Origin of the sequence: Paenibacillus sp. DMB20 (assembly GCF_000987955.1) — a bacterium.
Taxonomy (GTDB): Bacteria; Bacillota; Bacilli; order Paenibacillales; family Paenibacillaceae; genus Paenibacillus_AQ.
In genome coordinates this window covers 34,204-57,671 of the sequence record NZ_LAZU01000017.1, presented here as the reverse complement: position 1 = coordinate 57,671, position 23,468 = coordinate 34,204, and the positions used below count along the sequence as shown (strand labels likewise).

Here is a 23,468-nt window from a genome sequence, read left to right as displayed (position 1 = left end):
CTACTTCGCTCTTTCATCGTGCCATCCAATATTAGATTAATGTCATCTTAGTCCTGCATTTAGGGTTTGTCAACACTTTTTTTAATTCGATAAAACTTTTTTGTCTAGCTTGGCGACCGCTTCCGCGGTCTTGGAAGAACATTCGTCTTGCCGGGATTCACGAAACCGTACAGGACGTTAAGAACCGGAGCCGTGATGCAGAAGATGGCGTACGGAAAATACGCGAGCGTCGAAATCCCCAAGGTCCCGGCGATAAATACGCCGCTTACCCCCCAGGGAATCAGGGCATTGACGGCAGCGCCTGCATTCGCCGCAATCCTCGACATTTCTTTGCGGGGAAGATCAATTTTGTCATACTGGCGCTTGAATGCTTCCCCCGGTAGAATAATGGACAAATACTGCTCACCCAGAAGCAGGTTAATGCCTACGGAGCTTAGAGCCGTCGTCAGTATGAGTTTTCCCTTGGTGCTTACGAAGCCCGAGACACTGGAGATGATCGTACCGATGATTTTCAACTCCACGAGCAGGCCGCCCATCGCCAGTGCCAGCAGAATCAGGGATACGGACCACATCATGCTTTGAATGCCGCCGCGGGAGAGCAGCTTGTCGACGCTCTCAACACCGGTGGTTGCCACGTAACCGTCCTGCATCAACCTGGATAATTCAAGAAAGCCGGTTCCAGGATGATAAATGAAAAGGACGATGATCGTAACGGCAATGCACAACAATAAGGTCGGTATGGCCGGAACTTTTCGCCAGGCGCTTAGAAAAAGAACAAGAACCGGAATCAGCGTCATAACGGAAATGACGAAAGACGCATTGAGCGTATCCACCAGCTCGCTAATCTTGGCTCCGGTAGACAAGACGCCGGAACGCCCGGCCACGGCAAAAAACACAAGCGAAATCAAAGCGGCTGGAATAACGACCCGGAGCATATAGCGGATATGCGCGAATAAATCGACCTCGGCAATGGCGGAGGCCAGATTGGTCGTATCCGAGAGGGGGGAGATATTGTTCCCCAGGAATGCCCCGGATATGATGGCCCCCGTGGTGATGGCGGGATCGTAACCCATAATTTGACCCATGCCGAATAAGGCGATTCCCACGGTTGATATGGTTGTAAAGGAACTGCCGACCGTAACCCCTACAAGAGCGCATATAAGGAATACGGAAGGCAGAAAAAATTTAGCCGACAAAATCCCGAAGCCGTAAACCATGATGGTGGGGATGGTTCCGGCTGCGATCCATACGCTCACCAACGCTCCGATCAGCATAAAAATCAGAATCGGTATCAAGCCGGGAGTTATGCCGTTTTGCAAACCTTTGTGAATCGCGTCCCAGGAAAATCCTTTGACCTTGGCAAAGATGATCATGATCCCAATCGAGATTAAAATCGGGATCTGCGGATCCATGCTGAGCAAAATAATGCATGTCCCGATAATCGCCAGCAAGATCACTAAGAGAAACACGCTTTCATTAAGCGATACCTCTTCCTTTTTCATATGCCGAACTCCTTAAGGTTACCCATTCAGGGCCTTCTCAAGGTTTTCACGCATGGCTTCCTCAAGCTTCTTTTCATAGTACTCGAAGACTTCCGGATCATGCGCGTACGGGGACAAGGCACAAGCACGCAAAATGGTCACTTTTTTGACGCGTTCCCATTCTTCTGTCGTGAACCCGAGGCTTTTTACATATTCCAGCGGGCTGTTGCCATAGTCCGGAACCGCAAAGTCGGTGTGCGAGGTAAAGAATTCGTTGTCGTAGAGATCGCCTTTCACATAAGATGACTGGTCGAAAAAGTCATGGTTCAGCTTGTTCATTTTCTCCAGGTCCGTGTTTCCTTCAACGTTAAAGACATAATCGACCATATTGAAATCCGGTTTGGTCAGCGGATAGGCGGTAATGACCTTGCCGTTCACGTTGAACTTCTTGTTCTTCAGGAAATTATAGAAGCGGTACGCTCCTTCGATGCTGGCCCCCATCAGCTTGCCGTAACCTGTGATATTCAAGGGCAGTACCTTGTGGGCAGTCCATACGGCTGCTGCGGTTGCGCCCGCTTTCGAGCCTTCCATGATATAAGCTCCAAGCAATGCGGGAATGTCCGCCCCCTTCTCGAATACGTAAGTTGCAAAGTAGGAGATGGCGTCGCGCATCCGAATGTCCCTGATAACAATGGCGCCGGCAGAGTAAGGGATATAGCCCATTTTGTGCGGGTCGATCGTGATGGATTCAACTTGGCTCATCGCTTTGAAGTCATTATAAATCTCTTCGGTAAGCCATTCGTCCTTCAGCTTCCGGTCCATGAACACCTGATTTCTTTTGTAGACTTCGTTGATTTTGTCGTAATCCATGAAATGGTCGTTCTCATCAAGAAAAATCGCACGGGCATAGCCACCGTAAGCAGCATCTACGTGGATATAAAAATAGATGCCCTCTTCTTCGAATAATTTTTCTCTCAAGGCAACGATTTTATGGATATGGTCAACCTGTCCTTCCTCCGTGCTCCCCACCACGCCTACAACACCGAGAATCGGAATATTTTGGCTCGCCAGTTCACGGATTCGGGCTTCCAGCTTTTCAATGTTCATATGGTACGTGCTATCCACGTCAATCGCTTCGATGGCATCCAAACCGATCCCCAGAATATCGCCGGCCTTAAGCCAGGAGTAATGTTTGGTTTGCGGAATGAGCCATTTTCCCAGTTTGGACAGATAACGTCCGCTTCTGGCCGAGTTTTCTTTGATTTCATCCAGCTTCTCGGGCAATTTAGCCATGATGTCAAGGGTCTGCTCGGTGGACATGTTGAGAAGCTGCCATTCGGACTTGCCCTCGACATGTTCAGGGGCGATTTCCTTGATCGCAAGCGGCAAAGATTTCAAGTTACGGGCATACCAGAGGCCTTCAAAGTTGGCAATGGAGCCGTCGGCGCAAATATGACCCCAGCTCGTCCCTTCGTCGTAACTCATCAGTTTGCAAAGCTGGTGCCCAACCTCCTCTTCCATTTGCGAGGTTCCGGGGGAGGACTCATAAGCCACGTTATTTCCGTTCCAGAGCATCGCGGCAGAATACGCAATGATCGCCGGCATCAACGTTTCGGAATTCATGTGCCCCCAGAAACGGCCGGCGGTATGCCATGGCAGGGATTGCGAGCGAAGTTTGGCGGATAATTCATCGAAAACATTCCGCATATGGTTTGCCGTATCCTGAAAGCTCTTCTCGCTTTTATCGAATGGCGTAATGACGGGCAAATCTTCCGGCTGGTAGTTTTGGCGCCAGCCTACATGCTCGTCCACCATTTTAAGGAGCAGTTCCTTGAAAAGATCAACGTTTTCCCCTTTGTCCCCGAGAAACAGAGCTTTCAGGTCAATTTGCGGGATATGATTGTTCATGATGCAGACCTCCTAATGGTTGTTTTTTTTCCAGCTTGGCTTTTTGAATTTATAGATGATCAAGGCAACCCCCACCATAATAACGGTAGCGGCGATTTGAAAAATCACGTAGCCGGTGTACTGGCTTGGATCCAGCACGGAAGGCGGAATCAAACTGACGACCAGAGTAATGCCGATACTCAGCAAGGTCAGGAGGGAAACAAACCACATCAATGTATTTCCCCTGGCCCCCAATCTGAACGGCCTTTCCATATCCGGCCTTTTGTACCGCAGCCGAATCGCGGAAATCGCAATCAAGACGTAGACGATGCAGTACAAAATCGTCGTCGTGATGGTAATGATCAGAAAGGCGCTGTTCACGTCCGGTACAACGATATAAAGCACGGAAACCAGCGAAATGACGATCGCCTGAATCATCACGAATGTTATGGGAATGTCACGAGCCGTTCTCTTCTGGAAAAATGGCGGCAAGCCCCCCTCGTCCGCTACTTTAATCATGGACTTGCTTGGCCCCAGCACCCACGCGCTCAACTGGACCAACACGCCGATTAAAATCATGGCGGAGATCACATTCACGAAAATGACCGGAATGCCTAAATCCTGACAGAAGATCAGATAAGGCTGCGTGATGTTCGCTAATTCGATCTTCCCTGCCGGGACGGCATTCGATACCGTCAAGCCCGCAACAAGGTTAAAAATGACAAGCAGGATGACCGATGCAATCACGGCAATCGGATAGTTCCGTTTCGGGTTTTCGATATTATTCGCATGGACGGAGGATATTTCCACCCCGGCGAAGATGAAGATAATCCCCGACAAATAAGCGAGGCTCCCAAGGTCCGAAAGGTCCGGAAGCAAATCGCTGGCCTTAAAGTGCCCCAGATAGCTTCCCTGCTGGATACCGTTCTTCAGCATATAAATCACCCCAAGAATCACAAGGAACACAAAGGGAATGTAAACGCCGATGATCGCACCCCAGTTGCCGGCGATCTTAACCATGTCGAATTTCAGGTTCAACAAGGTTACTCCCCAGTACGAAACCAATATGACCGCAAAAATGAAAATATTGTTCGACGAAAGCTCGGGCCGATTGACAACGTAGCCGAACAATACGCCTACCGTGGATGCTACCATGACCATGCCGAAGAACATCTGAACCCACAACAGCCAGGAAGTCACGAACCCCCATTTCTCGTCCATCCCGTTCTTCACCCATACCTGCGGGCCGCCTTCCTCGGCAAATCCCGTCGATAGCTCCGCTGACATCAGGGCGATCGGAAGAGCAAACAAAATCGCCGCCACCAACATATAAAAAATCTGTGTCCACCCCGTTATGGAAAGCGTCGGAACACTACGAACGGTGCCAAAGAAAGCCATGGTAATCCCGATCAACCCAAACAAAGTTAACTTTTTCCGATTGGCCATAAATGAGTTTCTTCCTTCCTTCGGTTGTCTATTCGATAAACAAGATCATTCCTCGTCTACTAAACGATGATCACTTCAATTCACAACCCATCCCAATTGCTTCCCTTCACGGTAACTTTATATTGTCTTGCGAGAAATCAACTTATTCAATCGGTGGAATATTCTGAAAAGCAATCGGCAAAAAACAAAAAAACGCCTCCCGGTCCATTTCGGACCTGGAGACGTTGATGCATTAATCTTCGTCTTATAAATGCTGCTTTTATTCTTTTACCACCAGTTTCAGCGGCGCAGGGATGGTTTTTTCCACCGTTTTGCCCTGCAGCACATCCTTGGCGGCCTGAACCGCCAGCTGTCCGATCAGCTCGGGCTGCTGTGCCACGGTGGCGGTCAGCTTGCCCTCCTTGATGGACTTCAACGCATCGTCGTTGCCGTCAAAGCCGATGACCATGACGTCCTTGCCGGAGCTTTGGATCGCTTCGATCGCGCCCAGCGCCATTTCGTCATTGTGGGCAAAGACCGCTTTTACGTCCGGATTGCCCTGCAGCAGGTTTTCCATGACGTTCAGGCCTTTCGTCCGGTCAAAATCGGCTGCCTGCTTCGCAACCACGGTCAACTCCTTGTCCGCGATATCATGGAAGCCCTTGCCGCGTTCGCGGGTAGCGGATGCGCCGGGTACGCCCTCCAGCTCGATGACTTTCGCACCTTTGCCGAGCTGTTTTACCATATACTCCGCCGCCATTTGTCCACCCTTTACGTTGTCCGAAGCGACCAGTGCTTTCACGTCGCCCTTGTCTGCGGAACGGTCCAGCGTAATGACCGGAATGCCCAGGCTGTTTGCGGATTGAACGACCGTCGAGATGGCGGATGAATCCGTAGGGTTGATCAAAAGCACGTTCACGCCCTTCTGGATCAGGTCATCCACGTCATTGCTCTGCTTGGCGGAGTCGTTTTGCGCGTCCACCACGACAACTTCCATGCCCAGCTTGGCTGCTTCCGCCACCACGCCGTCTTTAAGCGATACGAAGAACGGGTTGTTCAGGGTAGAGATGGACAGGCCGATTTTGATATCCTTCACGTCTCCCCCCGTTTTGGGCTTGGCCCATTCCGGCGGCTCCAGGGAACAGCCGGTCATGAAGATCAGCATGAGTGACACAAGGAACAAGGTTGTTTTTTTCATCGTAGTTCTCCCCCTTAAGCCGATTTCTTCCGGTCGAGCAGCACGGCGATCGCAATGACGACGCCCTTGACGACCATCTGATAAAAGGAATTGACGCCCAGCAGATTCAAACCGTTATTCAGCGTTCCGATGATGAGCACGCCGATCAGCGTGCCGACGATCCGCCCGCGGCCGCCGGAAAGGCTGGTTCCGCCGAGGACGACCGCCGCGATGGCGTCGAGCTCGTAGGAAGTACCTGCGGTAGGCTGCGCGGAATTCAGGCGGGACGTCAGAATCGCGCCGGCCAAGGCGGAGAGCATGCCTGCAAGGGAGTAAATCATGATTTTCACGCGCGGCACTTTGATGCCCGACACGATCGAAGCTTTTTCGTTGCCGCCGATCGCATACGTTTTGCGTCCGAACGAGGTTTTATGCAGGATCACCCACAGTGCGGCAAACGTAAGGATCATCGTAATCGCAGGCACCGGAATGCCGAACAGATAACCGCGTCCGAACAACTGGAATGTCAGGCTGTCGCCGAGACCCGTAATCGGGTTGCCGTTGGTGTAAACCAGAGTCAACCCTCTGAAAATCGTCATGGTTGCAAGCGTGGCGATAAAAGGCGCCATTTTCCCCTTGGTAATCATGATGCCGTTAACCATCCCCATCACGCCGCCAAGCGCGCAGCCGATAATAATGGCAAGGATCGGGTCAAAGCCGGCCACCATCATATTGGCGACAAACGCGCTGGACAGCGCCAGAATGGAGCCGACCGACAGGTCGATGCCGCCGGTCAGAATGACAAACGTCATGCCGAAAGCAATCAGGGCGTTAATCGATACCTGGCGAAGTAGATTCAAAATGTTAAGCGGTTCCAGAAAACCCGGATTCAAAACGGAGACGATGACGACAAGAATGATTAATCCAAGCAGCGGACCGAGCTTTTGCGTCAGACCGGAGACCTTGAAACCTTTTTCCGCCTTTGCGCTGTTTACTGTTGTCATGTTACTGTCCTCCCGTAGCTAGAGTCATGATGTGTTCTTGCGTGGCATGTTCCCGGTCCACTTCACCGGTTATTCTTCCTTCATGAACGACGAGGATGCGGTCGCTCATGCCGAGCACCTCCGGCAGCTCCGAGGAGACCATGATGATCGCCACGCCGCGTTCGGTAAGCTCGTTCATCAGCTGATATATTTCCCGTTTGGCGCCTACGTCCACGCCCCGCGTCGGCTCATCCAGGATGAGTACGCTCGGCCCGATCCCGATCCATTTGGCAATGACGACCTTTTGCTGGTTGCCCCCCGACAGATCGCGAGCGGCCGTTTCGGTCGTATGCGTTTTGATCTGCAGACGCTTGGTAAGCGCATCCACAAATTCCTGCTCCTTCTTCCCGGAAATAAAGCCTTTGGAAGAGAAGCTGAACAGATTGGTCAAAGCCATGTTCTCCCGTACCGAGAAATCGAGCACCAGCCCTTCGTCCTTCCGGTCTTCCGTAATGAACCCGATTCCATGCTTGACGGCATCGTCCGGCTTCTTGATGCTTACCTTTTTGCCCCGGATCCATATCTCGCCGCCGTCCAGCCGATCGAGGCCGAAGATCGCCCTCATCATTTCGGTGCGCCCCGCTCCCATCAGACCGGATACGCCGACGATTTCGCCGGACCGTACGGAAAAGCTGACATTCTCGAAACGGCCTTTGCCCGATATGTTTTTCACTTCGAGAACCACTTCGCCGGGAGAAGGATGCCGTGCCGGATAACGCTCGGTAAGCTCCCGACCGACCATTTTCTTGACGACTTCGTCGAAGTTCGTCTCCGAAATGGGTTTCGTGTCCACCGTCTTGCCGTCCCGCATGACCGTAATGCGATCGCAGATGGCGAAGATCTCCTCCATCCGGTGCGAAATGTATACAATGGATACGCCCTCTTTTTTCAGGGATCGAATCACTTCGAACAGCTTCCCGATTTCCCTCTCGGTCAACGCCGCCGTCGGCTCGTCCATGATAATGATCTTGGCGTTAGTCATAAGCGCTTGGCGATCTCGATCATTTGCTGCTGGCCGACGGAGCATTCCCCCGCCTCCTGCGTCAGCGGAATCGTTACAGCGAGCTTGCCGAATTGTTCCTTCGCTAGCGCTTTCATTTGTTTCATGTTCAAAAATCCGAGCTGAGACGTCATTTCCTTCCCGATAAACAGGTTATCCAGAACCGTCATATCCGGCCAGACGTTCAGCTCCTGGTGGATAAAAGCAATCCCCTTCTCTTCCGCTTCCTTCGGATTCGAGAAGTAGGTTTCCTCTCCGTCGATCACGATCGTTCCCTCATCCCGGCTGTGAAGCCCGGTCAATATATTCATCAGCGTGGATTTGCCGGCGCCGTTCTCTCCCATCAGGGCATGCACCTCTCCTTCGCGGAGATCAAAGTCCACGCCGGTCAGCACGCGGTTCGTACCGAAGGATTTATGAATGTTTCTCATCTCAATGTTCATGGTGCTTCCTCCTTTTTTAACCGAAATGGACGCCTGACTGTAAAATGCAATTTGCGTACGGCTTCGCTTCTCCCGTGCGGATCACCGCCTTCGCGTTCCGCGTCAGCTCCTTAAGCCGCTCGTGCGGGCAAGCCTCGATATCGCAATTTTGGAATTTATCGTTGATATAGTTCAGTGTTTCCACATTTGCCGACTTGATCTCTTCCGCGATGGTCACTTTCTCGATAACCATGTCTTCGGCTATGGCATCCACCACTTCACGGAAGCTCGGCAGTCCGAACGTCAGGGCCAGGTCGATCTTCGCAACCCCCGGAGGGATCGGGAGACCGACGTCTCCCACCACGATCGTGTCCGTATGCCCCAAATCGGCCAATACTTTGGCAATGTGGCTGTTCAGGATCCCTTTCTTTTTCATCTTAAAGACTCCCTTCCACTTCGCTGCGGGTCGGCATGCCGCCTTGGGCCCCGAACTTCGTGACCGACAGGGAAGCCGCGCGGTTCGCGAATTTCAGGCTATCCTTCAAACTCTTTCCTTCCGCCAGCGCCACCGCAAAGGCTCCGTTAAAGGTGTCCCCCGCTCCGGTGGTGTCCACCGCTTCGACGGCATAACCCGGAACGATCGTCTCCTCGTCGCCGTCGAAATACCGGACCCCGCGCTTGCCCTCCGTCACGAACAGCTTGTTCGGATAGCGCCGCAGCACCTCGCCCAGCGGCTCCTCGCCGAAAAGAACGGCCGCTTCATGTTCGTTGGGCGTAATATATGACGCCTGTTCCACGACGGATGCCGGCACCGGACGCGCCGGCGCGGGATTCAGCATAAGCGGCACGTTAAACTTGGCGCACAGCTCGCTGACATAGACGACCGTCTCCTCCGGAATTTCCTGCTGGATGATGACGATATCCGATTGCCGGATGACGTCCACGGCCTTCTCGATGTATGCCGGAGTCACGCAATCATTCGCTGCCTTGACCACTACGATGCTGTTGTCTCCTTCGGCCAGCACGATATGGGCCGTGCCGCTCTCCATACCTGTAACCGGTTCCACATAGTCGATAGCAACACCGTTGGACTTGAAATTGTCTAAAATGATTTGGCCGAAATGATCGTCGCCGACGCAGCCGATCATCGTTACCTCCGCGCCGAGCCTTGCCGCAGCTACGGCCTGATTGGCGCCTTTTCCTCCGGGCACCGTCTTGAAATGGTCGCCGAGCACCGTTTCCCCCGCGCCCGGACGTTTGGACGAGGTCACGACCAGGTCCATGGACGAGCTTCCTACTACCGTGATTTTAGCCATCGTAATCCACCTTTCTTGTCGTCTGACGTTCTATGAACTGAACGGAATATTGTATGATCTTATGTTCCACATGCGATCCTTCGATCAATTGCATGAGCAGGCCTGCCGCCTCCCGGCCCATCTCGTAGGCGGGCTGGTGGATCGTGGACAATGACGGCGTAAGCAGCCTGCTTAGCGGAATGTCGTCAAAGCCGACGATTTGTATGTCTTCCGGCACCCTTTTCCCCAACCGAAACGCTTCCTGCAGCACGGCCGAAGCCACGATATCGTTACTTGCGATCACGCCGTCGGTATCGGGATATTGACGAAACAATTCTTTGGCCCAGCCTTCCGCTTCGGTAAATGAAAAGGATGTCGTCTTTAATACGTCAAAGGGAACGCCAAGCTCCTTGAGAACCTCCACGGCTCCTTCAAAACGGTCCATCGCGGGCCGGACGCTCACCGGTCCCTGCATGACCGTAATCCGTTTGCTGCCGCGCTTTGCCATCTCCCGTGCGGCCAGTCTGCCGCCCTCCCGGCCGTCCGCGTAAACAGATGGGCTGTCATTGGAGGTCCGGTCCAGAAATACGACGGGAATCTTCAGTCCCGCGTAAATGTCTGCATCCGGGTCGTTCGTGGATGAAATGACGCCGACCACGTTGTTCTGGACGAAGGTCTGGATGTAGTCCATTTCCTTCTGCCGGCTCTCGTCGCTGTTGCCGAAGATCAGCCGGTATTCATTCTCCTGCAGGCGGTCTTCAACCCCCCGGGCAAGCTGCGGAAAGTAAGGGTTCGTGATATCCGGAAGCAGCAATCCGATTAATTTGGATTTCTTTTTGTATAAAGAACGAGCCACTTCATTGGGCGAATAATTCAGCTGGCGGATGGCTTCTTCCACCTTCCGGCGGGTGTCCTCATGAACGTAGCCGTTTTCATTCAGTACCCTGGAAACCGTTGCCACCGAGACGCCTGCCTGATTTGCCACATCTTTAATCGTTGCCATTCCGAAATCACCTCATCTGCTGTGTAACCGGTTACAGGTATAAGATATCATATCTTGTTTTTTACTGCAAGCGTTTTTATAGTGGGATATTTTGTGTTATTTGCAAAACTTGGAACTTTTTCATGCTATTAAATGTTATATATATTAAGAGGGTTTAAAAAAGTCGGAGGTACATACTGTTGTTTTCAAGTTATCTTAAAGAACCTGCAACAAGGCGATTTCTGCTGCTCGTCTCTTTATTTGTGTTTCTGCTGTCCACCATCATTTCGATCACCCATCATGACCGCCTTCTCCTGGGCGATCCGGAAAAGCTCAACAACGATGATGTGAAATACATTCATACCTCGCGGGTTCTCTTACATGAAGGAACCTTGGTTTACAACTCTGGGGACGAGCCTTCGGCCTTCATCATGCCGGGCCTGCCCCTGATATTGAGCGGGTTTATGGCGGTTTTCGGCGATGAGGGCGGAGTAACCGCTTTTCGCGTTTTTCAGGCTCTATTGCAGGCACTTTGCATCTATCTGATTTATTTCATAGCCAGGTATACGTTCAATCATCGGGCAGCCGTAATCGCAACCCTGTTGAGCGCTTTGTATCTGCCGGATTACTTCACATCGGGCTCCGTGCTGACCGAGGGAACTTACCGGTTTGTCGTTTTCATGCTGCTGTGTTCCATGATTTTGGCCGTTCATTACCGCAAAACATCCTGGTACATCGCCGTCGGCGTCTTAACCGCCGCCGCGGCCTACTTCAAGCCCCAAGCTTCGCTATACCCTGCCATTATGCTTTTTTTATGGCTGGCGCACCGGTATTCCTTTAAAGAGATGGTACGGTATACTTTAACGATCGTCATTTCCTACATCATTCTGCTGATTCCATGGTGGATCCGCAATATGGAGACGTTCGGAGACTTTATTTTGTTTACAAGCTCGGGAGGAAGTCCTTTTCTCTTAGGGACAAGAATCGACTATCAGCTGCCGCCTGCAGGCTTTTTTGCTGTTTATCCCCAGTATGATCCGGAGACCATTTTCATGGGGGCTGACGAAAGTGCCGTTAAAAAAGGGTTGGACATTCTTAAATACGGCTTCTCCCAAGAACCTATGACGTATCTGTATCACTACACGATCGGAAGGTTTAATTCGTTATATATGGTTCCCTTTTATTTGCGGGATATTTTTTCGATCAAAAAAGCCTATGTCGAGATCGTACAAACCATTTTGGTCTATGCAGGCCTGTTAGGCATCGTCTGGGCAGGATTCAAAAGATCCTGGAAACCGATGCTTCCGGCCTTGTTGACCTTCGCTTATTTCACGGCCATCCATCTTCCTTTCGTCGCGATGTCAAGGTACGGCTATCCAACGATCTTCTTTTTCATGATATTTGCGGGGTTTGTTGTCGATCAACTCATGCTTATGTATCCAAATTACAAAAATAAAAAATCAAAGGGGGGCATGATCGGTGAAAGTCTTGATTATCATTCCGGCCTACAATGAAGAACAGAGCATCCGGCAAGTGATCGGCGAGATTTCATGCCATATGCCTTCGGCGGATATTCTTGTGGTCAATGACGGCTCCACGGACCATACGGCCGCTGTCGCGGCTTCCGCGGGTGCCCGGGTATTGAATATGCCGTTTAACGTGGGGATTGGAGGGGGAATGCAGACCGGTTATTTGTACGCCCGCGAGCATGGATACGACGTCGCCGTGCAAATGGACGCAGACGGCCAGCACTCGGCCAAGGATCTTCCCCGGCTGTTATCCAAGATAGGGGATCATGATCTGGTGATAGGCTCCCGCTTTCTCGAGAAAACCGATTACCGTTCTTCGCCCATGCGCCTGATCGGGATTCGCTTCTTTTCGTTTCTGGTGAGCCTCGTCACAAGGCAGCGGTTCACCGATACCACCAGCGGTTTCCGGGCTGCCGGGCGAAAAGTAATCGAGCTGTATGCCGATTATTATCCGATCGATTATCCGGAGGTCGAATCCATCGTTTACCTTACGCGCAGCGGCTGCAGAATTACGGAAGTCAAGGCGGAGATGCGGCAGCGGGAAACCGGAAAATCTTCCATCACTCCGATGAAATCGGTATATTATATGATAAAGGTGACGCTGTCGGTTGTTATGAGCGCTTTGCGCTTCAACGGGGTGAAAACTCAGCCATGATGAATATTTATCCGTTATCCATCTTGTTCAGCGCTGCATTTCTTCTCACTATTCTCGAACTGGTCCGGCGCCAAAAACTTAAGGAGCAATATTCCCTTCTGTGGATTCTGATGGGCATTTTGCAGCTCATCATCTCGATGAACGTGCGGCTGGTTGAAAAGCTTGCGGGTTGGCTGAACATCGAATATGCGCCCGCGCTCCTTTTTCTTTTTGGATTGTTATTCTGCTTCGTCTTCATCCTTCACCTGACGATCGTGATTTCGAAGCTGAATCAACAAGTATTGCGTCTGACTCAGGAAGTTACCATTCTTAAAGAAAGGGAATCTGCCTCCAGTGAAAGCAATCATTAGTTATGTCTACCTGTTTCTCAACATCGTGCTCCTCGTGTTCGGGCAAATTTTGTTCAAGCTCGGCATACAGAACAGCGGAGGACTTCACTTGGCCAAGCTGCTGTCTTCCGCATATATCTGGAGCGGCCTCGTTCTATACGGATTTGCGACGGTTCTGTGGTTTATCGTATTATCCCGGCTTCCGCTGAGCGTTGCTTATCCGCTGCAGAGCCTTGCTTACGTCCTGGCCATTTTGCCAGCTTATTTTCTGTTTAACGAGACGATTACGCTCACGAAACTAGCCGGGATGGCCGTGATCATATTCGGAGCCTATTTGATCGTGAAATAAGGGTGCCTTCGATCAAGCCGTCCTCTAATTTTACCCTTTAGCATGCAACCGACCCGGTACCAAGGAGGCACCGGGTCGGTTTACTTTTTGTGGGCGGCCTTTTTTTCGATTACAAGGAACGCGCCATCCGAAAGCCCATGTTCCCGGTCGAGCTGTCCGGCGTATTGGAGCTGCGCGCCGCCACCCTGTACCGGTTGCAATAGGATCGGTGGCACAGGTATGAGCCTCCGCGCATGGAGCGCCGGCCGATCGGCTGCTTATATTCCGGGTTTCGGGCATCCGTTTGGCGGTGGTATGCCGGGCTGAACCAGTCGCTGCACCATTCCCATACGTTTCCCGACATGTTATAAAGTCCATATCCGTTCGGCTCATAAGCGTCCGCCGGCGCCGTGCCGACGTACCCGTCAAGCGCGCTATTCCGGGTCGGGAACTTCCCCTGCCATATGTTGCATCGGTGCTCGCCGTCCGGCTTCAGCAGGTCCCCCCAGGGATACGTCTTCCGCTCCAGCCCGCCGCGGGCCGCATACTCCCATTCGGCCTCCGTCGGCAGGCGGCCCCCGGCCCATTTGCAATAAGCAGCCGCATCATTCCAGGAAATATGAACGGCAGGGTGATCCAACCGGTCTCTGACATCCGAATCCGGTCCCTCCGGAGCCGCCCAATGGGCCCCTTCAACCACGAACCACCACGGCACTTCCCACGGTACATCAGCCACCTTCTCCTTGGTTTCTTCCGAGACCAGCAGATGAAAGACAAAAGACCATCCAAAACGTTCCGCTTCCGTTACGTATCCCGTGGCATCCACGAAAGCCCTAAACTCGGCATTCGTCACCGCATGCGGAGACATTTGAAAAGAATCCAGTTCAACTTGCCGTACCGGCCCTTCCCCATCCGCGGGAAAGCCTTCCTTGGTATCCGTCCCCATCGTAAACGCGCCTCCGGGAATCGTTACCAGGTTGTTGCCGAACGGTCTATCGGCTCCGGGCAGTTTCACCTCATCCGATAGCGTTTTCTGTTCGTCGCGAAATGTGATTTGTTCTCTTCCGCCTGCGCAGCAGGATGATGGTTTGTACAATGGAATGCCTCCAAAATTTCAGATCTTTTTTTTAAGAATACGATACCTGCCGGACAATCCGCAAGGATGGCAGAGGAAAATCGCTCTAAGATACTCTAAAAATGAATTGCTAACGGCGTACCCGGTATAGACACCGTTAACCTCGAGGATTCAAACCGGATCCCGTTCCACGTCAAAAAGTTTTCGACAAAACCTAACGTATCCGCGTTCGTCGTCCCGATAATACGCTGAATTGCCAGCAAATCATAACTCAAACTTTTCGGATCGGTAACAACGGGGTATACCGCGCCTAACGCAAGTACCTCCCCCTGAATCGGTTGTTTCAGTTTACCGCCTTCATCATAAAACTGCGATAAATAGTCATAACCTTTATAGCTGATGTCTATTGTAAAAAGCACATTAAGCCGGGGGCTCCCTACGCTTACTTTGTAAAAATCCTCATAATTTACCCTGAAAACATACTCTTTATTATATAGGTCTACGTCAAACAAAGTCCGAACTATATTGCTCCGGAACGAATAAATGTAGAAGAAGCCATATCCGCCGCTGCCTCCGGAATCAATGCTTACGAGCACATCCGGCACATTATCCTTGGAAAAATCCCCAAGGAACAGCCTTGCATTATACCCCGCGTTATTTTTGAAGTTGACGATTGTGTTCTCACCCGTGCGTCCATCCTGAACCACAAGGGTAATGTTATCCGCAAAAACCGCAGTTTCACTGGCTTTATTGCCGATTAAGTATACATTGTCCGCCACGCCGTCCCCATTAACATCCCCTTGTTTCATATCAAGCAGCATCATGAATTCTCCCCCTTCTCCTCAGAAGCGCCCATATTATGCTTACAGTATGAATTTCCACGGTCGCGCGTGATTGTTCGGATGCCTGTAAAGAAAATAAATAAGCCCGCCAAATCAATTTTTTGATAAGGCAGGCCATTTGTTCTGAGCCTCAATTATATATTACTCACATGTGGGGGATTGTCAGGAAGTACTCCCCGTTTGCAAGATTATTTAATCGGAACAGACGGTCCTACTTCCTTGTAATCAACTACTTCGCGATCAGTTACCGCGTTATCACTATTGATAGGAACAAGAGAGAACTTTCCATTTTCTAAATCAACCGGGTCAAAACGGCTGTAAGACGGTTCTCCACTATCGTGAGCATACGTTACTCTAGCCTCCAATTCCTCACCGGTAGCTGAAACGAGTTTGAAGTGTGTATTTTCCGAGCCCCGCGTCAGATTATAATAAAGTACGGTCGAAACAGGGGAGGAAACGATTTTATTAAGCTTCACTTTTTCTCCGTTATGGAGTGTGATGGTTTTGTCTAATTGAACGGTTTTCGTATCTTTCATCATTTGATCCGTGGATGCCTTGATGTCAAATACCCATGGATCTTCGATCACAACATCATCTTTGAAACTCTTGCTTATGGTATCATAGGTGAGTTTGATTTGAAGCGGCCCTTCGGTTGGCAGCTCGCTAAGCTTGATATCTCCGTAAATGGTATACATATCATCATTCACTTCAATAGACTGCGTTCCCCTGATTACCGTAAGATTTTGACCATTGACCAGGACCGTCGGAAATAAATGAGTCTGATAGTTGAAAGAGATGCCTTGGGCCGGCTCAAAGGTCGAACTGATGAGGAGACTGTCTGTATCGACCAGCACTTCATTTAAAGTCATCTTGCCGTATTTATTCTCAGACGTTTCTCCAATAGCTGTTTTATAGGTTGAATAATTAGGAGGGTTATTCTGATCAATGAACTGTTCGATGAGTCCTCCTACAAAAGGTACCTTAGCCAGCGAAACGCCTCCAAAAGGAATGCTCAGACCTATTGCCAAAACGGAGGCCGCGACCGTACCCACGATCCACTTTTTCGATCTGCTTTTTTTCTGTTTGTGAAGCTTTGTATTTACGCGTTTTTCCCACCGTTTTTGTTCCAGTTCGGTTAATTGCTCCTCCTCATATTGGGATACGTCAATCTGCATATCGTTTAACTTTTTATAAGTGGACATGAATTTACACCTCGTTTTTAGAAAATACAACCTGTCTCAGCTTTTTACGCCCTCGTGAGAGCTTGTTATGTATCCAGGATTCCTTCACGTTCATTTGCTGTGCCATTTCGCTTGTCGAGACACCTTCTAAATAATACTTTTCAAAAATAGTCCGATCCGTAGAAGAAAGATGGGCTAACATTTCTGCTACGTCTTGTTGTTGAGACTGAGGCCGTTCTCTGTACATATCATCCGTTATTTCAGCGCTTATAAATTTCTGCTGAGTTTTGATTATTCTTCGCTGGTAGTCAATTGCACGATACTTTGCAATGGCGGCAATCCACTGCTTGAATGTATTCTTCTCTTCGTCAAATGCATCGATATGCTGCCAAATGGCTAACAGCACATCATCTAAGCATTCCTCATATTCTTGCTGATTGTAATGCACGTGGCGTTTAATGATCGCTGAGATCAAGCCCCCGTACGTTTGAATAAGGAATGCAATGGTTTTTTCATTGCGTTTTTTAATTTGTTGTACAACGTTGGCTTCTGTAATTCTCACAAACGCTGCCCTCCCTTACGCTGTTGATTTAAGTCTACTATGTAATACGAATGAAAAGGCATAAACCTATCAGTGTTAAATCCTTTGAAGATGATTTTTAACTTGTTTAATAACAAGGATTAAACAGGTTTATTTTCATATTTTGTTCTGAACAGAAAAAAGGCCAGCTAAATCAAGGATCTCATTTAGCTGGTCTTTCCATTTTTAGTCTATTTTTACGATATAAAAAGTCTCATCTAAAACTAAATTCCGTCTCATTTATAACCATTACTCACAACAGCTGTGTGGAAGCACCCTACATTTTGTATGCCTTCATCGCTTTACCCAGCTCTTTGAAGGTTGGGCGCTTGCCGTACATCAGAACGCCGGTGCGGTAGATTTTTGCGGACAGCCAGCCGAAGAAAAAGATGGAAACGATCAAAATCGCGAGGGAAACGATAATCTCCCACAACGGCGGGCTTGCCAAGCCGATCCGTACGATCATGGATGTCGGTGATATAAACGGAATATAAGACGATATCTTCATCAGCGCCGAATTCGGAGCACTCAGGCTGAAAATCGCAATGTAGAAGGCAGCGAGCGAAACCATGGTCAGCGGCATAATCGCCTGTCCAAGATCCTCGGTACGGCTGACAATCGAACCGATAGCAGCATATAGCACGGCATACAGGAAGTATCCGAAGATGTAGAATACGATACCGAACACGAGCAGCATCGGGTCAATCGCGCTGAGGTCGATATTCAGCGAAGACAAGGCATCCATGTTGTGCGGCAGCATCAGGTTGATGACAACCACTACGCCAAAGGTGGCAATCTGGGCGATGCCAAGCAGGAACATCCCGATAACTTTGCCGAACATCTGACTGAGCGGAGATACGCTCGTAATCAAAATTTCCATAATGCGGGAGCTCTTCTCGGTTGTAACTTCGGATGCAATCATGTTGCCTGTTCCCATCAGCGTGATAAAGAACAGGATCACCAACGCATACACCACTACATAATTGACAGGATTGTCTTTGGTATCGTTGTCGGCAGCACCCGTGCCTCCGGCGCCTTGACTTTCAACACTGCGGGTATCGATCTGAACCGGCGTGTTGATTTCGTTAATCTGTTCGTCCGTTAATGTAAGACCCTCGACAACGCTTCGCGTTTTCGGTCCCTGCAGGGCGGCCTGAAGCGCGGAATGGAGCTCAGGGTCGAGGGTTTCGTCTTCCGAGCTGTATACAACCGTCGGGAATTTGCTCTCTTCCTTTGCTTCAAACCGGATATAACCTTCAATGTCTCCCTTAGCCACATCCTTGTTCAGAACGGCTTCATCATACGCGTCATATTTTATAAATTCATAATTTTGGGTTATGTCGGGAAGCGTTTTATTCAAGTCCTCCGCAATCGTCTGCTGTTCCCCGTATACGAGACCGATCCGGGTCGCTTCATCCGCTTTATCCCCGCTGAACAATTGAATGAAATACGGGATATTAATGCCAATGGTTATCAAAAGTGCAAAGATCAAGGTCGTTACGATAAACGATTTGGTTCTGACCTTGTTCATAAACGTAAACCGGATTACCGTCCATGTATTACTCATTGGATTCACCCACCGCCTTAATGAATATTTGATTCAGTGTCGGTTCCTTCACTTCAAACCGGTGAATCACGCTTTGCGACATCGCCAGATTCAAAATATCCTGCGCTGCATCCACATTGCTGATCCGTATCAAGTAGCCGTCTTCCAGGCGATCCACCTTGGTTACGCCGTTGATGGATTCCAGCCCCTTGACCTCGCCCGATGTACCGAGAGCCACTTCTTCACGCGGATAGCGGCTTTTGATATCCTTTAGGCTGCCTTGGAGCACCGTATTGGAACGGTGGAGGATGGTAATGTTTTTGCACAGCTCCTCCACATGCTCCATCCGGTGAGTCGAGAACAAGATACTGGTTCCTTGATCCCGCAGATCCTTTACCGTTGACTTCAGAAGCTCCACGTTTACCGGGTCAAGGCCGCTGAATGCCTCGTCGAGGATCAGGATTTGCGGACGATGAACAACTGCGGCAATGAATCCCATCTTCTGCTGATTTCCCTTGGACAACTCTTCGATCTTCTTGTTGTAGTATTCCGGAACCTCAAACCGGTCGAGCCAGTAGCGAAGGCTTTTATCCGCATCCTTTGCGGACATGCCGCGAAGCTGGGCCAAATATGAGATCTGCTCGCTAACCTTTACTTTCGGATACAGCCCGCGTTCCTCCGGAAGGTATCCCATGATCCGGCGAAGCTCATTGTTATAAGGCTTGCCGTTATATCGGATATTGCCTTCATCCGGATAGATCAGCCCGAGAACCATCCGCATCGTCGTTGTCTTTCCCGCTCCGTTCGCTCCGAGCAGGCCGTAAATCTCGCCCTCGTTCACCTGTAGTGAGATCCGATTTACCGCCGTTTTATCCGCGTAAATCTTCACCACGTCTTCCAAATGCAATCGCTGCATATCTCCTGTCTCCTCTCCTTATTGCCGTACGCCGGCAGGCGTGTTTCCATCAATCCACAAACTTAACACTTCATCCAATTCCAAACCTCTTGTCTTTAAAAAGCTCATTCCCGCCGAGTGAAGAATCCGCTCCACCTCAAGGCATTCCGTGGTTACAAAAGAAATGCTGTTCGCTCCCTCCTGCAGCATGCTGACGACTCCGGGAAGTTCGCTCACCACGGAAGCATCGCCCGCAATCCAGCATTCCTTCCAATTATCCAGCAGACTATCCTTCTCGACCATCCCGAGCATCTTTCCGTGATGCATCAGAACAATGTAATCGGCCAGTCTCCGGATCTCGTCCACGATATGGGTGGACAATATAATCGTGGTGCTCCCGTCCTTCATGCAGCCCCGAAGCTGGTCCATCATCAGCTTCCAGGCAAACGGATCAAGGCCCGAGGAAGGTTCATCCAGCAGCAGCAGTTTCGGTCGCGGCGCCAAGGCTGCGGCGATTTCAAACTTTCGCCGTTCGCCCTTTGACATCTTGCGCAGCTTGACCTCACGGGGAACGCCGAATTTGGACATCAGCTCGTCAAAATAGTACCCGTCCCAGCTGTCGTACCATAGAGAGCGGAACGATGCGGCTTCGTCAGCCGTCATGTATCTCTCCTCCGAGCTAAGCTGCTCCGGCACGAATCCGATCTGTCTTCGGATATCCAGCGGAAGACCTTTCGGGAACTGCTTTCCAAACCAGCCGATCTCGCCTTCATCCGGCAACACCGTCTGGATCAGCATGTTCAACATCGTGCTCTTGCCCGATCCGTTCGGTCCGACGAGGGCGATGATATACCCTTCGGGAATCGACAGATTCAGGGGTCCCACATGTTTGGTTCGTCTCCGCTTAATAACGTTACGCAATTCGATCACGTTATTTTCCACCGGATTCACGTTCCTTCCCCTGATGATATTTCTTCCGAACAATCTCCATAAAAATAGCTTTCAGCTCTTCCTCGCTGCAATGGACGGAAAGCCCCGTGTCAACCGCGGCTTCCAGCGCTTCGATAACCGTATCCCGTTTGAAACGTTCGCGGGTTTGGTCCCCCACGCCGGCGACAAAGGTGCCTGTCCCTTGGCGGGTCCGGAGCAGACCTTCGCTCTCCAAATCCTGATACACCCGGCGTACCGTTATAACACTGCAATTTAGACCGCTGGCAAATTCTCTGATGGACGGCAAAAGCATCCCCTCCCCTATCTGTCCGCTGATGATCAAGGATCTGAGCTGCGTCTCAATCTGGTGATACAAAGGTTCCGCGCTGTGCTCGTTGATTTGTATCGGGATTCGCACCTTTTTCACCTCACCTCGTTTTCATATTTTAATGGGCCGTCGCTCCCCTGCATGTTCAGGATAGATCTCTTACCAGCATGTGCTTGTAAGTCAACCGGCACATGCCGGCGTAACCGGCCAGGCCGATGAGGAGAGAACCCCACATGACCGGTGACAGCAGCTCCCATTTTTTCGAAGCATCCGCAACATAGTAAAACAGGCTAAATCTTAATCCGATAAGGAACAAGACCAAAATAATGAATCCGATGAGGACAAGGAGGAGCATGGTCATCCAGAAGTACGCTTTTCCGCTGATTAAATTTTCGAAATAAATGTACAATCCGTTGACTAATATCCCAATCCCGACCCACGTAAGCCCGAAGGAAACGTAGGCCGCCAGGTTCAGCGCGGTCCTAAGATCCGCGGCAATAAAATAAATGAGTCCAAAAAATACGACGCTGTTTACCGCAAAGGAGGCGATTCCGAAAATAGCTCGGCTTACGATGACGGCTTCCGTTGGAACCGGAATGCTCCGGTAATAATACAGCACCTGGGTGTAAGAATCCTCGCTCAAATACTTGAACGACCTTCTCGAAAAGCTGTATCCCAGCATGGAACCGAACATAATCATTAAAAAATCGGCGAAGGGATTATAGAACCTCTCTTCAAACAGGCTGTTTATAAAAAAACTAATGACCAAACCCATGTAGAGCATAAATAATATCGTCCATATGATTTGCAGCTTGTCATTCTTCAACTCTTTCGAGACGATTCTCATCGCCTGTCTGACGGTCTGCAATCTCCTCACCTTCCCCTGTGGTTCATATAGGTGACTCACCTGTGCTTACTGTGTATATCTTTATACACAGTATATAGTGTAGATATGGGAGTGTCAACCCTGAATATTCCATTTCATCGAAACATGCGCACAAAAAATCCGGCAGCTTAAGCTGCCGGATCCCATCAATTCCTTGGCACTCATTTATTCTGATCTTTTACAAGCCGAAAATGACGTTCCATACCGGCTGCGTATGGCCCCCGGGATACATCACGTAAAGCAGCGTATAGACGGCTACGCCGGTAATCGCAGTGAAAAACCAGATGATCGATGTGACGCGGCCCCATTTCCGGTGCTTGGAGAATTTCTCCTTAAACCCGAGGGTAAGCGTCGTAATACCGAATACGGCAGCTACCGTGGCCAATACAATATGGAATATCAGGAACACCTGATAATAAGGCTTCAGGTCATCCGGTCCTCCCCAGGACGTGTTTCCGATAAATACGGTTCGGGAAGAATAGATAATGAAAAAGATAATCGCCGCAACCGCAGCCCAGATCATGACCTTTTTGTGCGCATCGCGCTTACCCTTAATGATGAGTCCCCAGCCGATCGCGACAAGCACCGCGCTGATCACGATAAACGTCGTGCTGATAGTGGGAAACAGCGTGTACAAATCCATGGAACATCCCCCTTAGCTCTTACGCTTGATTCAATTTGCTGTCGGGCATTTCCGCAGGAAGCGGATCATCCTCTTTGTTCTCCCGCTTGTACCAATGGAAGAATACATAAGCGAGCATCGAAGCGAAAATGACCTCTTGGAAAAATTTCATGATGATGCCGCCGACTCGCTGATCAATGCCCGGTTCCAGGTAACCGAAAAAGGACGGACCCCCGAAACGCTCCAGCAGAACCGACGGATCGCCGGGTACGCAGTACCCCATCGCTTTGGCCCAGGTGTTTGGATCGCTGTAGGTGGCATACATCGGTTCGCTCGAGAAAATGATCAAAGCGCATGCAGGCGTCAGCAGTACCATGTTCAGAAAAATGTAGCCCATTTTCATCAGGCCCGATGATTTGTCCTTTTCCGGGATCGGCTGAATGATCGCCCACCACATGAGCAGCGAGGCAATGAACAAGATGAGATAGTAGAATCGGTGAACCCAGAAATTCAGCATGACATAATCGTGTACGGCCGGGAAATGATAAAACGAGAACAAGCCGTTAAACACGACCGCGGACACGACCGGACGTGCCAATACGTGCAGCTTCTTAAACGGATTGATCCGGTCCAATGACCGCCACAACCACACGGGAATGCCCAAAATCAGAAGCGGCGTCGCAACCAGATAAGACATGGCCATGCTTACCATATGAAAAGAAAACATCGTATGTCCCAACAGGTCAATGGGTCCGCCCTGGGCCATGTACATCGCCAGCATCCCCATCAGAAAAAGCGTTTTTCTGCCTACAGACACAGGCTCGCTCCCTTCAAAGCGACTGCTCAGCGGACCGATCAGGAGGAAATACCCTGCGGTAACCAGGAGCATGAACGCAAGAAAGAAGGGACTCCACTTCTCTGCAAAGCTAAAATATTCTAAACCCAGCATGCCGAAAACCTCCTATTACCGGGTAAAATTCTGTCTAAATTGTGACAACGGCCCTTAACGGAAGAGAAACGGCTTTTCCGT

At 50.3% G+C, this 23,468-nt stretch carries 23 protein-coding genes, 1 pseudogene and 1 other annotated feature (1 of these 25 running past the window's edge); of the genes and pseudogenes, 4 read left to right on the top strand and 20 right to left on the bottom strand.

Annotated elements, in window-relative coordinates:
• Positions 1 to 26: a binding site (T-box leader), on the bottom strand; it reaches 196 nt to the left of the window's first position.
• Positions 27 to 104: 78 nt separating this feature from the next.
• The 9 genes and pseudogenes from nhaC to XI25_RS05765 all read right to left on the bottom strand — a co-directional run bounded on the left by nhaC (position 105) and on the right by XI25_RS05765 (position 10,733).
• Positions 105 to 1,502: a Na+/H+ antiporter NhaC gene (gene nhaC / locus XI25_RS05805; RefSeq protein ID WP_046677778.1), complete on the bottom strand. Its 1,398-nt coding sequence runs from the start codon at positions 1,500 to 1,502 to the stop codon at positions 105 to 107.
• A gap of 18 nt (positions 1,503 to 1,520) precedes the next feature.
• Positions 1,521 to 3,389, bottom strand: coding sequence for a tyrosine decarboxylase (tdc, locus tag XI25_RS05800; protein WP_046677777.1), 1,869 nt, complete (start codon positions 3,387 to 3,389; stop codon positions 1,521 to 1,523).
• A 12-nt stretch (positions 3,390 to 3,401) separates the two neighbouring features.
• Positions 3,402 to 4,814, bottom strand: a complete 1,413-nt coding sequence (gene tyrP / locus XI25_RS05795; RefSeq protein WP_046677776.1) for a tyrosine-tyramine antiporter — start codon at positions 4,812 to 4,814, stop codon at positions 3,402 to 3,404.
• 259 nt (positions 4,815 to 5,073) lie between these two features.
• On the bottom strand, positions 5,074 to 5,991 hold the full coding sequence (rbsB, locus tag XI25_RS05790) for a ribose ABC transporter substrate-binding protein RbsB (protein ID WP_046677775.1): 918 nt from the start codon (positions 5,989 to 5,991) through the stop codon (positions 5,074 to 5,076).
• Positions 5,992 to 6,005: 14 nt separating this feature from the next.
• Positions 6,006 to 6,974, bottom strand: a complete 969-nt coding sequence (locus XI25_RS05785) for an ABC transporter permease subunit (protein WP_046677774.1) — start codon at positions 6,972 to 6,974, stop codon at positions 6,006 to 6,008.
• 1 nt (position 6,975) lies between these two features.
• A pseudogene (locus XI25_RS05780) lies at positions 6,976 to 8,456 on the bottom strand (sugar ABC transporter ATP-binding protein).
• A 16-nt stretch (positions 8,457 to 8,472) separates the two neighbouring features.
• Positions 8,473 to 8,871: a D-ribose pyranase gene (rbsD, locus tag XI25_RS05775; protein WP_046677773.1), complete on the bottom strand. Its 399-nt coding sequence runs from the start codon at positions 8,869 to 8,871 to the stop codon at positions 8,473 to 8,475.
• Position 8,872: 1 nt separating this feature from the next.
• Entirely contained in the window at positions 8,873 to 9,751 is an 879-nt protein-coding gene (gene rbsK, locus XI25_RS05770; RefSeq protein WP_046677772.1) for a ribokinase, read from the bottom strand.
• The gene (locus XI25_RS05765; protein ID WP_046677771.1) at positions 9,744 to 10,733 is read right to left on the bottom strand and encodes a LacI family DNA-binding transcriptional regulator; all 990 of its coding nucleotides are present in this window, start codon (positions 10,731 to 10,733) and stop codon (positions 9,744 to 9,746) included. The genes rbsK and XI25_RS05765 overlap by 8 nt, the downstream gene beginning before the upstream one ends.
• 179 nt (positions 10,734 to 10,912) lie before the next feature.
• On the opposite strand from XI25_RS05765, the gene XI25_RS05760 reads away from it, so the two are divergent.
• The 4 genes from XI25_RS05760 to XI25_RS05745 are packed head-to-tail and all read left to right on the top strand — an operon-like array spanning position 10,913 to position 13,574.
• Complete coding sequence (locus XI25_RS05760) at positions 10,913 to 12,226, top strand: glycosyltransferase family 39 protein (RefSeq protein WP_082112225.1); 1,314 nt, start codon at positions 10,913 to 10,915, stop codon at positions 12,224 to 12,226.
• On the top strand, positions 12,192 to 12,896 hold the full coding sequence (locus XI25_RS05755) for a glycosyltransferase family 2 protein (RefSeq protein WP_046677770.1): 705 nt from the start codon (positions 12,192 to 12,194) through the stop codon (positions 12,894 to 12,896). Before XI25_RS05760 ends, XI25_RS05755 begins: the two co-directional genes overlap by 35 nt.
• Positions 12,893 to 13,246, top strand: coding sequence for a DUF2304 domain-containing protein (locus XI25_RS05750; protein WP_046677769.1), 354 nt, complete (start codon positions 12,893 to 12,895; stop codon positions 13,244 to 13,246). The genes XI25_RS05755 and XI25_RS05750 overlap by 4 nt, the downstream gene beginning before the upstream one ends.
• Positions 13,230 to 13,574: an EamA family transporter gene (locus XI25_RS05745; RefSeq protein WP_046677768.1), complete on the top strand. Its 345-nt coding sequence runs from the start codon at positions 13,230 to 13,232 to the stop codon at positions 13,572 to 13,574. The genes XI25_RS05750 and XI25_RS05745 overlap by 17 nt, the downstream gene beginning before the upstream one ends.
• A 109-nt stretch (positions 13,575 to 13,683) precedes the next feature.
• On the opposite strand, the gene XI25_RS05740 is transcribed toward XI25_RS05745, so the two are convergent.
• From XI25_RS05740 to ctaG, 11 genes are all read right to left on the bottom strand, one after another.
• Positions 13,684 to 14,649, bottom strand: a complete 966-nt coding sequence (locus XI25_RS05740; RefSeq protein ID WP_046677767.1) for a formylglycine-generating enzyme family protein — start codon at positions 14,647 to 14,649, stop codon at positions 13,684 to 13,686.
• Positions 14,650 to 14,744: 95 nt separating this feature from the next.
• Entirely contained in the window at positions 14,745 to 15,452 is a 708-nt protein-coding gene (locus XI25_RS05735; RefSeq protein ID WP_046677766.1) for a hypothetical protein, read from the bottom strand.
• Between the two features lie 206 nt (positions 15,453 to 15,658).
• Entirely contained in the window at positions 15,659 to 16,672 is a 1,014-nt protein-coding gene (locus tag XI25_RS05730) for a DUF4179 domain-containing protein (RefSeq protein WP_046677765.1), read from the bottom strand.
• Positions 16,673 to 16,676: 4 nt separating this feature from the next.
• Positions 16,677 to 17,213 carry a sigma-70 family RNA polymerase sigma factor gene (locus XI25_RS05725; RefSeq protein ID WP_046677764.1) on the bottom strand — a complete coding sequence of 179 codons (537 nt, stop codon included), beginning with the start codon at positions 17,211 to 17,213 and terminating at the stop codon, positions 16,677 to 16,679.
• A gap of 295 nt (positions 17,214 to 17,508) precedes the next feature.
• Positions 17,509 to 18,798 (bottom strand): ABC transporter permease, encoded by a 1,290-nt coding sequence (locus XI25_RS05720; RefSeq protein WP_046677763.1) that lies wholly within the window; start codon positions 18,796 to 18,798, stop codon positions 17,509 to 17,511.
• A complete protein-coding gene (locus XI25_RS05715) occupies positions 18,791 to 19,693 on the bottom strand; it encodes an ABC transporter ATP-binding protein (RefSeq protein WP_046677762.1) in 903 nt (300 codons plus the stop codon). The genes XI25_RS05720 and XI25_RS05715 overlap by 8 nt, the downstream gene beginning before the upstream one ends.
• 18 nt (positions 19,694 to 19,711) lie before the next feature.
• Positions 19,712 to 20,614, bottom strand: coding sequence for an ABC transporter ATP-binding protein (locus tag XI25_RS05710; protein WP_046677848.1), 903 nt, complete (start codon positions 20,612 to 20,614; stop codon positions 19,712 to 19,714).
• Positions 20,604 to 21,020, bottom strand: a complete 417-nt coding sequence (locus tag XI25_RS05705; protein WP_046677847.1) for a GntR family transcriptional regulator — start codon at positions 21,018 to 21,020, stop codon at positions 20,604 to 20,606. The genes XI25_RS05710 and XI25_RS05705 overlap by 11 nt, the downstream gene beginning before the upstream one ends.
• A gap of 55 nt (positions 21,021 to 21,075) precedes the next feature.
• A complete protein-coding gene (locus tag XI25_RS05700; protein WP_235439680.1) occupies positions 21,076 to 21,798 on the bottom strand; it encodes a hypothetical protein in 723 nt (240 codons plus the stop codon).
• 196 nt (positions 21,799 to 21,994) lie between these two features.
• Positions 21,995 to 22,459: a DUF420 domain-containing protein gene (locus XI25_RS05695; protein ID WP_046677761.1), complete on the bottom strand. Its 465-nt coding sequence runs from the start codon at positions 22,457 to 22,459 to the stop codon at positions 21,995 to 21,997.
• Between the two features lie 19 nt (positions 22,460 to 22,478).
• Positions 22,479 to 23,387: a cytochrome c oxidase assembly factor CtaG gene (gene ctaG, locus XI25_RS05690; protein ID WP_046677760.1), complete on the bottom strand. Its 909-nt coding sequence runs from the start codon at positions 23,385 to 23,387 to the stop codon at positions 22,479 to 22,481.
• Between the last annotated feature and the right edge of the window lie 81 nt (positions 23,388 to 23,468).

What these genes read in the sequence shown, in the direction of transcription:
- nhaC (WP_046677778.1), bottom strand. Translation starts at nt 1,502, where the DNA reads ATGAAAAAGGAAGAGGTATCGCTTAATGAAAGCGTGTTTCTCTTAGTG.
- tdc (WP_046677777.1), bottom strand. Translation starts at nt 3,389, where the DNA reads ATGAACAATCATATCCCGCAAATTGACCTGAAAGCTCTGTTTCTCGGG.
- tyrP (WP_046677776.1), bottom strand. Translation starts at nt 4,814, where the DNA reads ATGGCCAATCGGAAAAAGTTAACTTTGTTTGGGTTGATCGGGATTACC.
- rbsB (WP_046677775.1), bottom strand. Translation starts at nt 5,991, where the DNA reads ATGAAAAAAACAACCTTGTTCCTTGTGTCACTCATGCTGATCTTCATG.
- XI25_RS05785 (WP_046677774.1), bottom strand. Translation starts at nt 6,974, where the DNA reads ATGACAACAGTAAACAGCGCAAAGGCGGAAAAAGGTTTCAAGGTCTCC.
- rbsD (WP_046677773.1), bottom strand. Translation starts at nt 8,871, where the DNA reads ATGAAAAAGAAAGGGATCCTGAACAGCCACATTGCCAAAGTATTGGCC.
- rbsK (WP_046677772.1), bottom strand. Translation starts at nt 9,751, where the DNA reads ATGGCTAAAATCACGGTAGTAGGAAGCTCGTCCATGGACCTGGTCGTG.
- XI25_RS05765 (WP_046677771.1), bottom strand. Translation starts at nt 10,733, where the DNA reads ATGGCAACGATTAAAGATGTGGCAAATCAGGCAGGCGTCTCGGTGGCA.
- XI25_RS05750 (WP_046677769.1), top strand. Translation starts at nt 12,893, where the DNA reads ATGATGAATATTTATCCGTTATCCATCTTGTTCAGCGCTGCATTTCTT.
- XI25_RS05735 (WP_046677766.1), bottom strand. Translation starts at nt 15,452, where the DNA reads ATGATGCTGCTTGATATGAAACAAGGGGATGTTAATGGGGACGGCGTG.
- XI25_RS05730 (WP_046677765.1), bottom strand. Translation starts at nt 16,672, where the DNA reads ATGTCCACTTATAAAAAGTTAAACGATATGCAGATTGACGTATCCCAA.
- XI25_RS05720 (WP_046677763.1), bottom strand. Translation starts at nt 18,798, where the DNA reads ATGAGTAATACATGGACGGTAATCCGGTTTACGTTTATGAACAAGGTC.
- XI25_RS05715 (WP_046677762.1), bottom strand. Translation starts at nt 19,693, where the DNA reads ATGCAGCGATTGCATTTGGAAGACGTGGTGAAGATTTACGCGGATAAA.
- XI25_RS05695 (WP_046677761.1), bottom strand. Translation starts at nt 22,459, where the DNA reads ATGGATTTGTACACGCTGTTTCCCACTATCAGCACGACGTTTATCGTG.
- ctaG (WP_046677760.1), bottom strand. Translation starts at nt 23,387, where the DNA reads ATGCTGGGTTTAGAATATTTTAGCTTTGCAGAGAAGTGGAGTCCCTTC.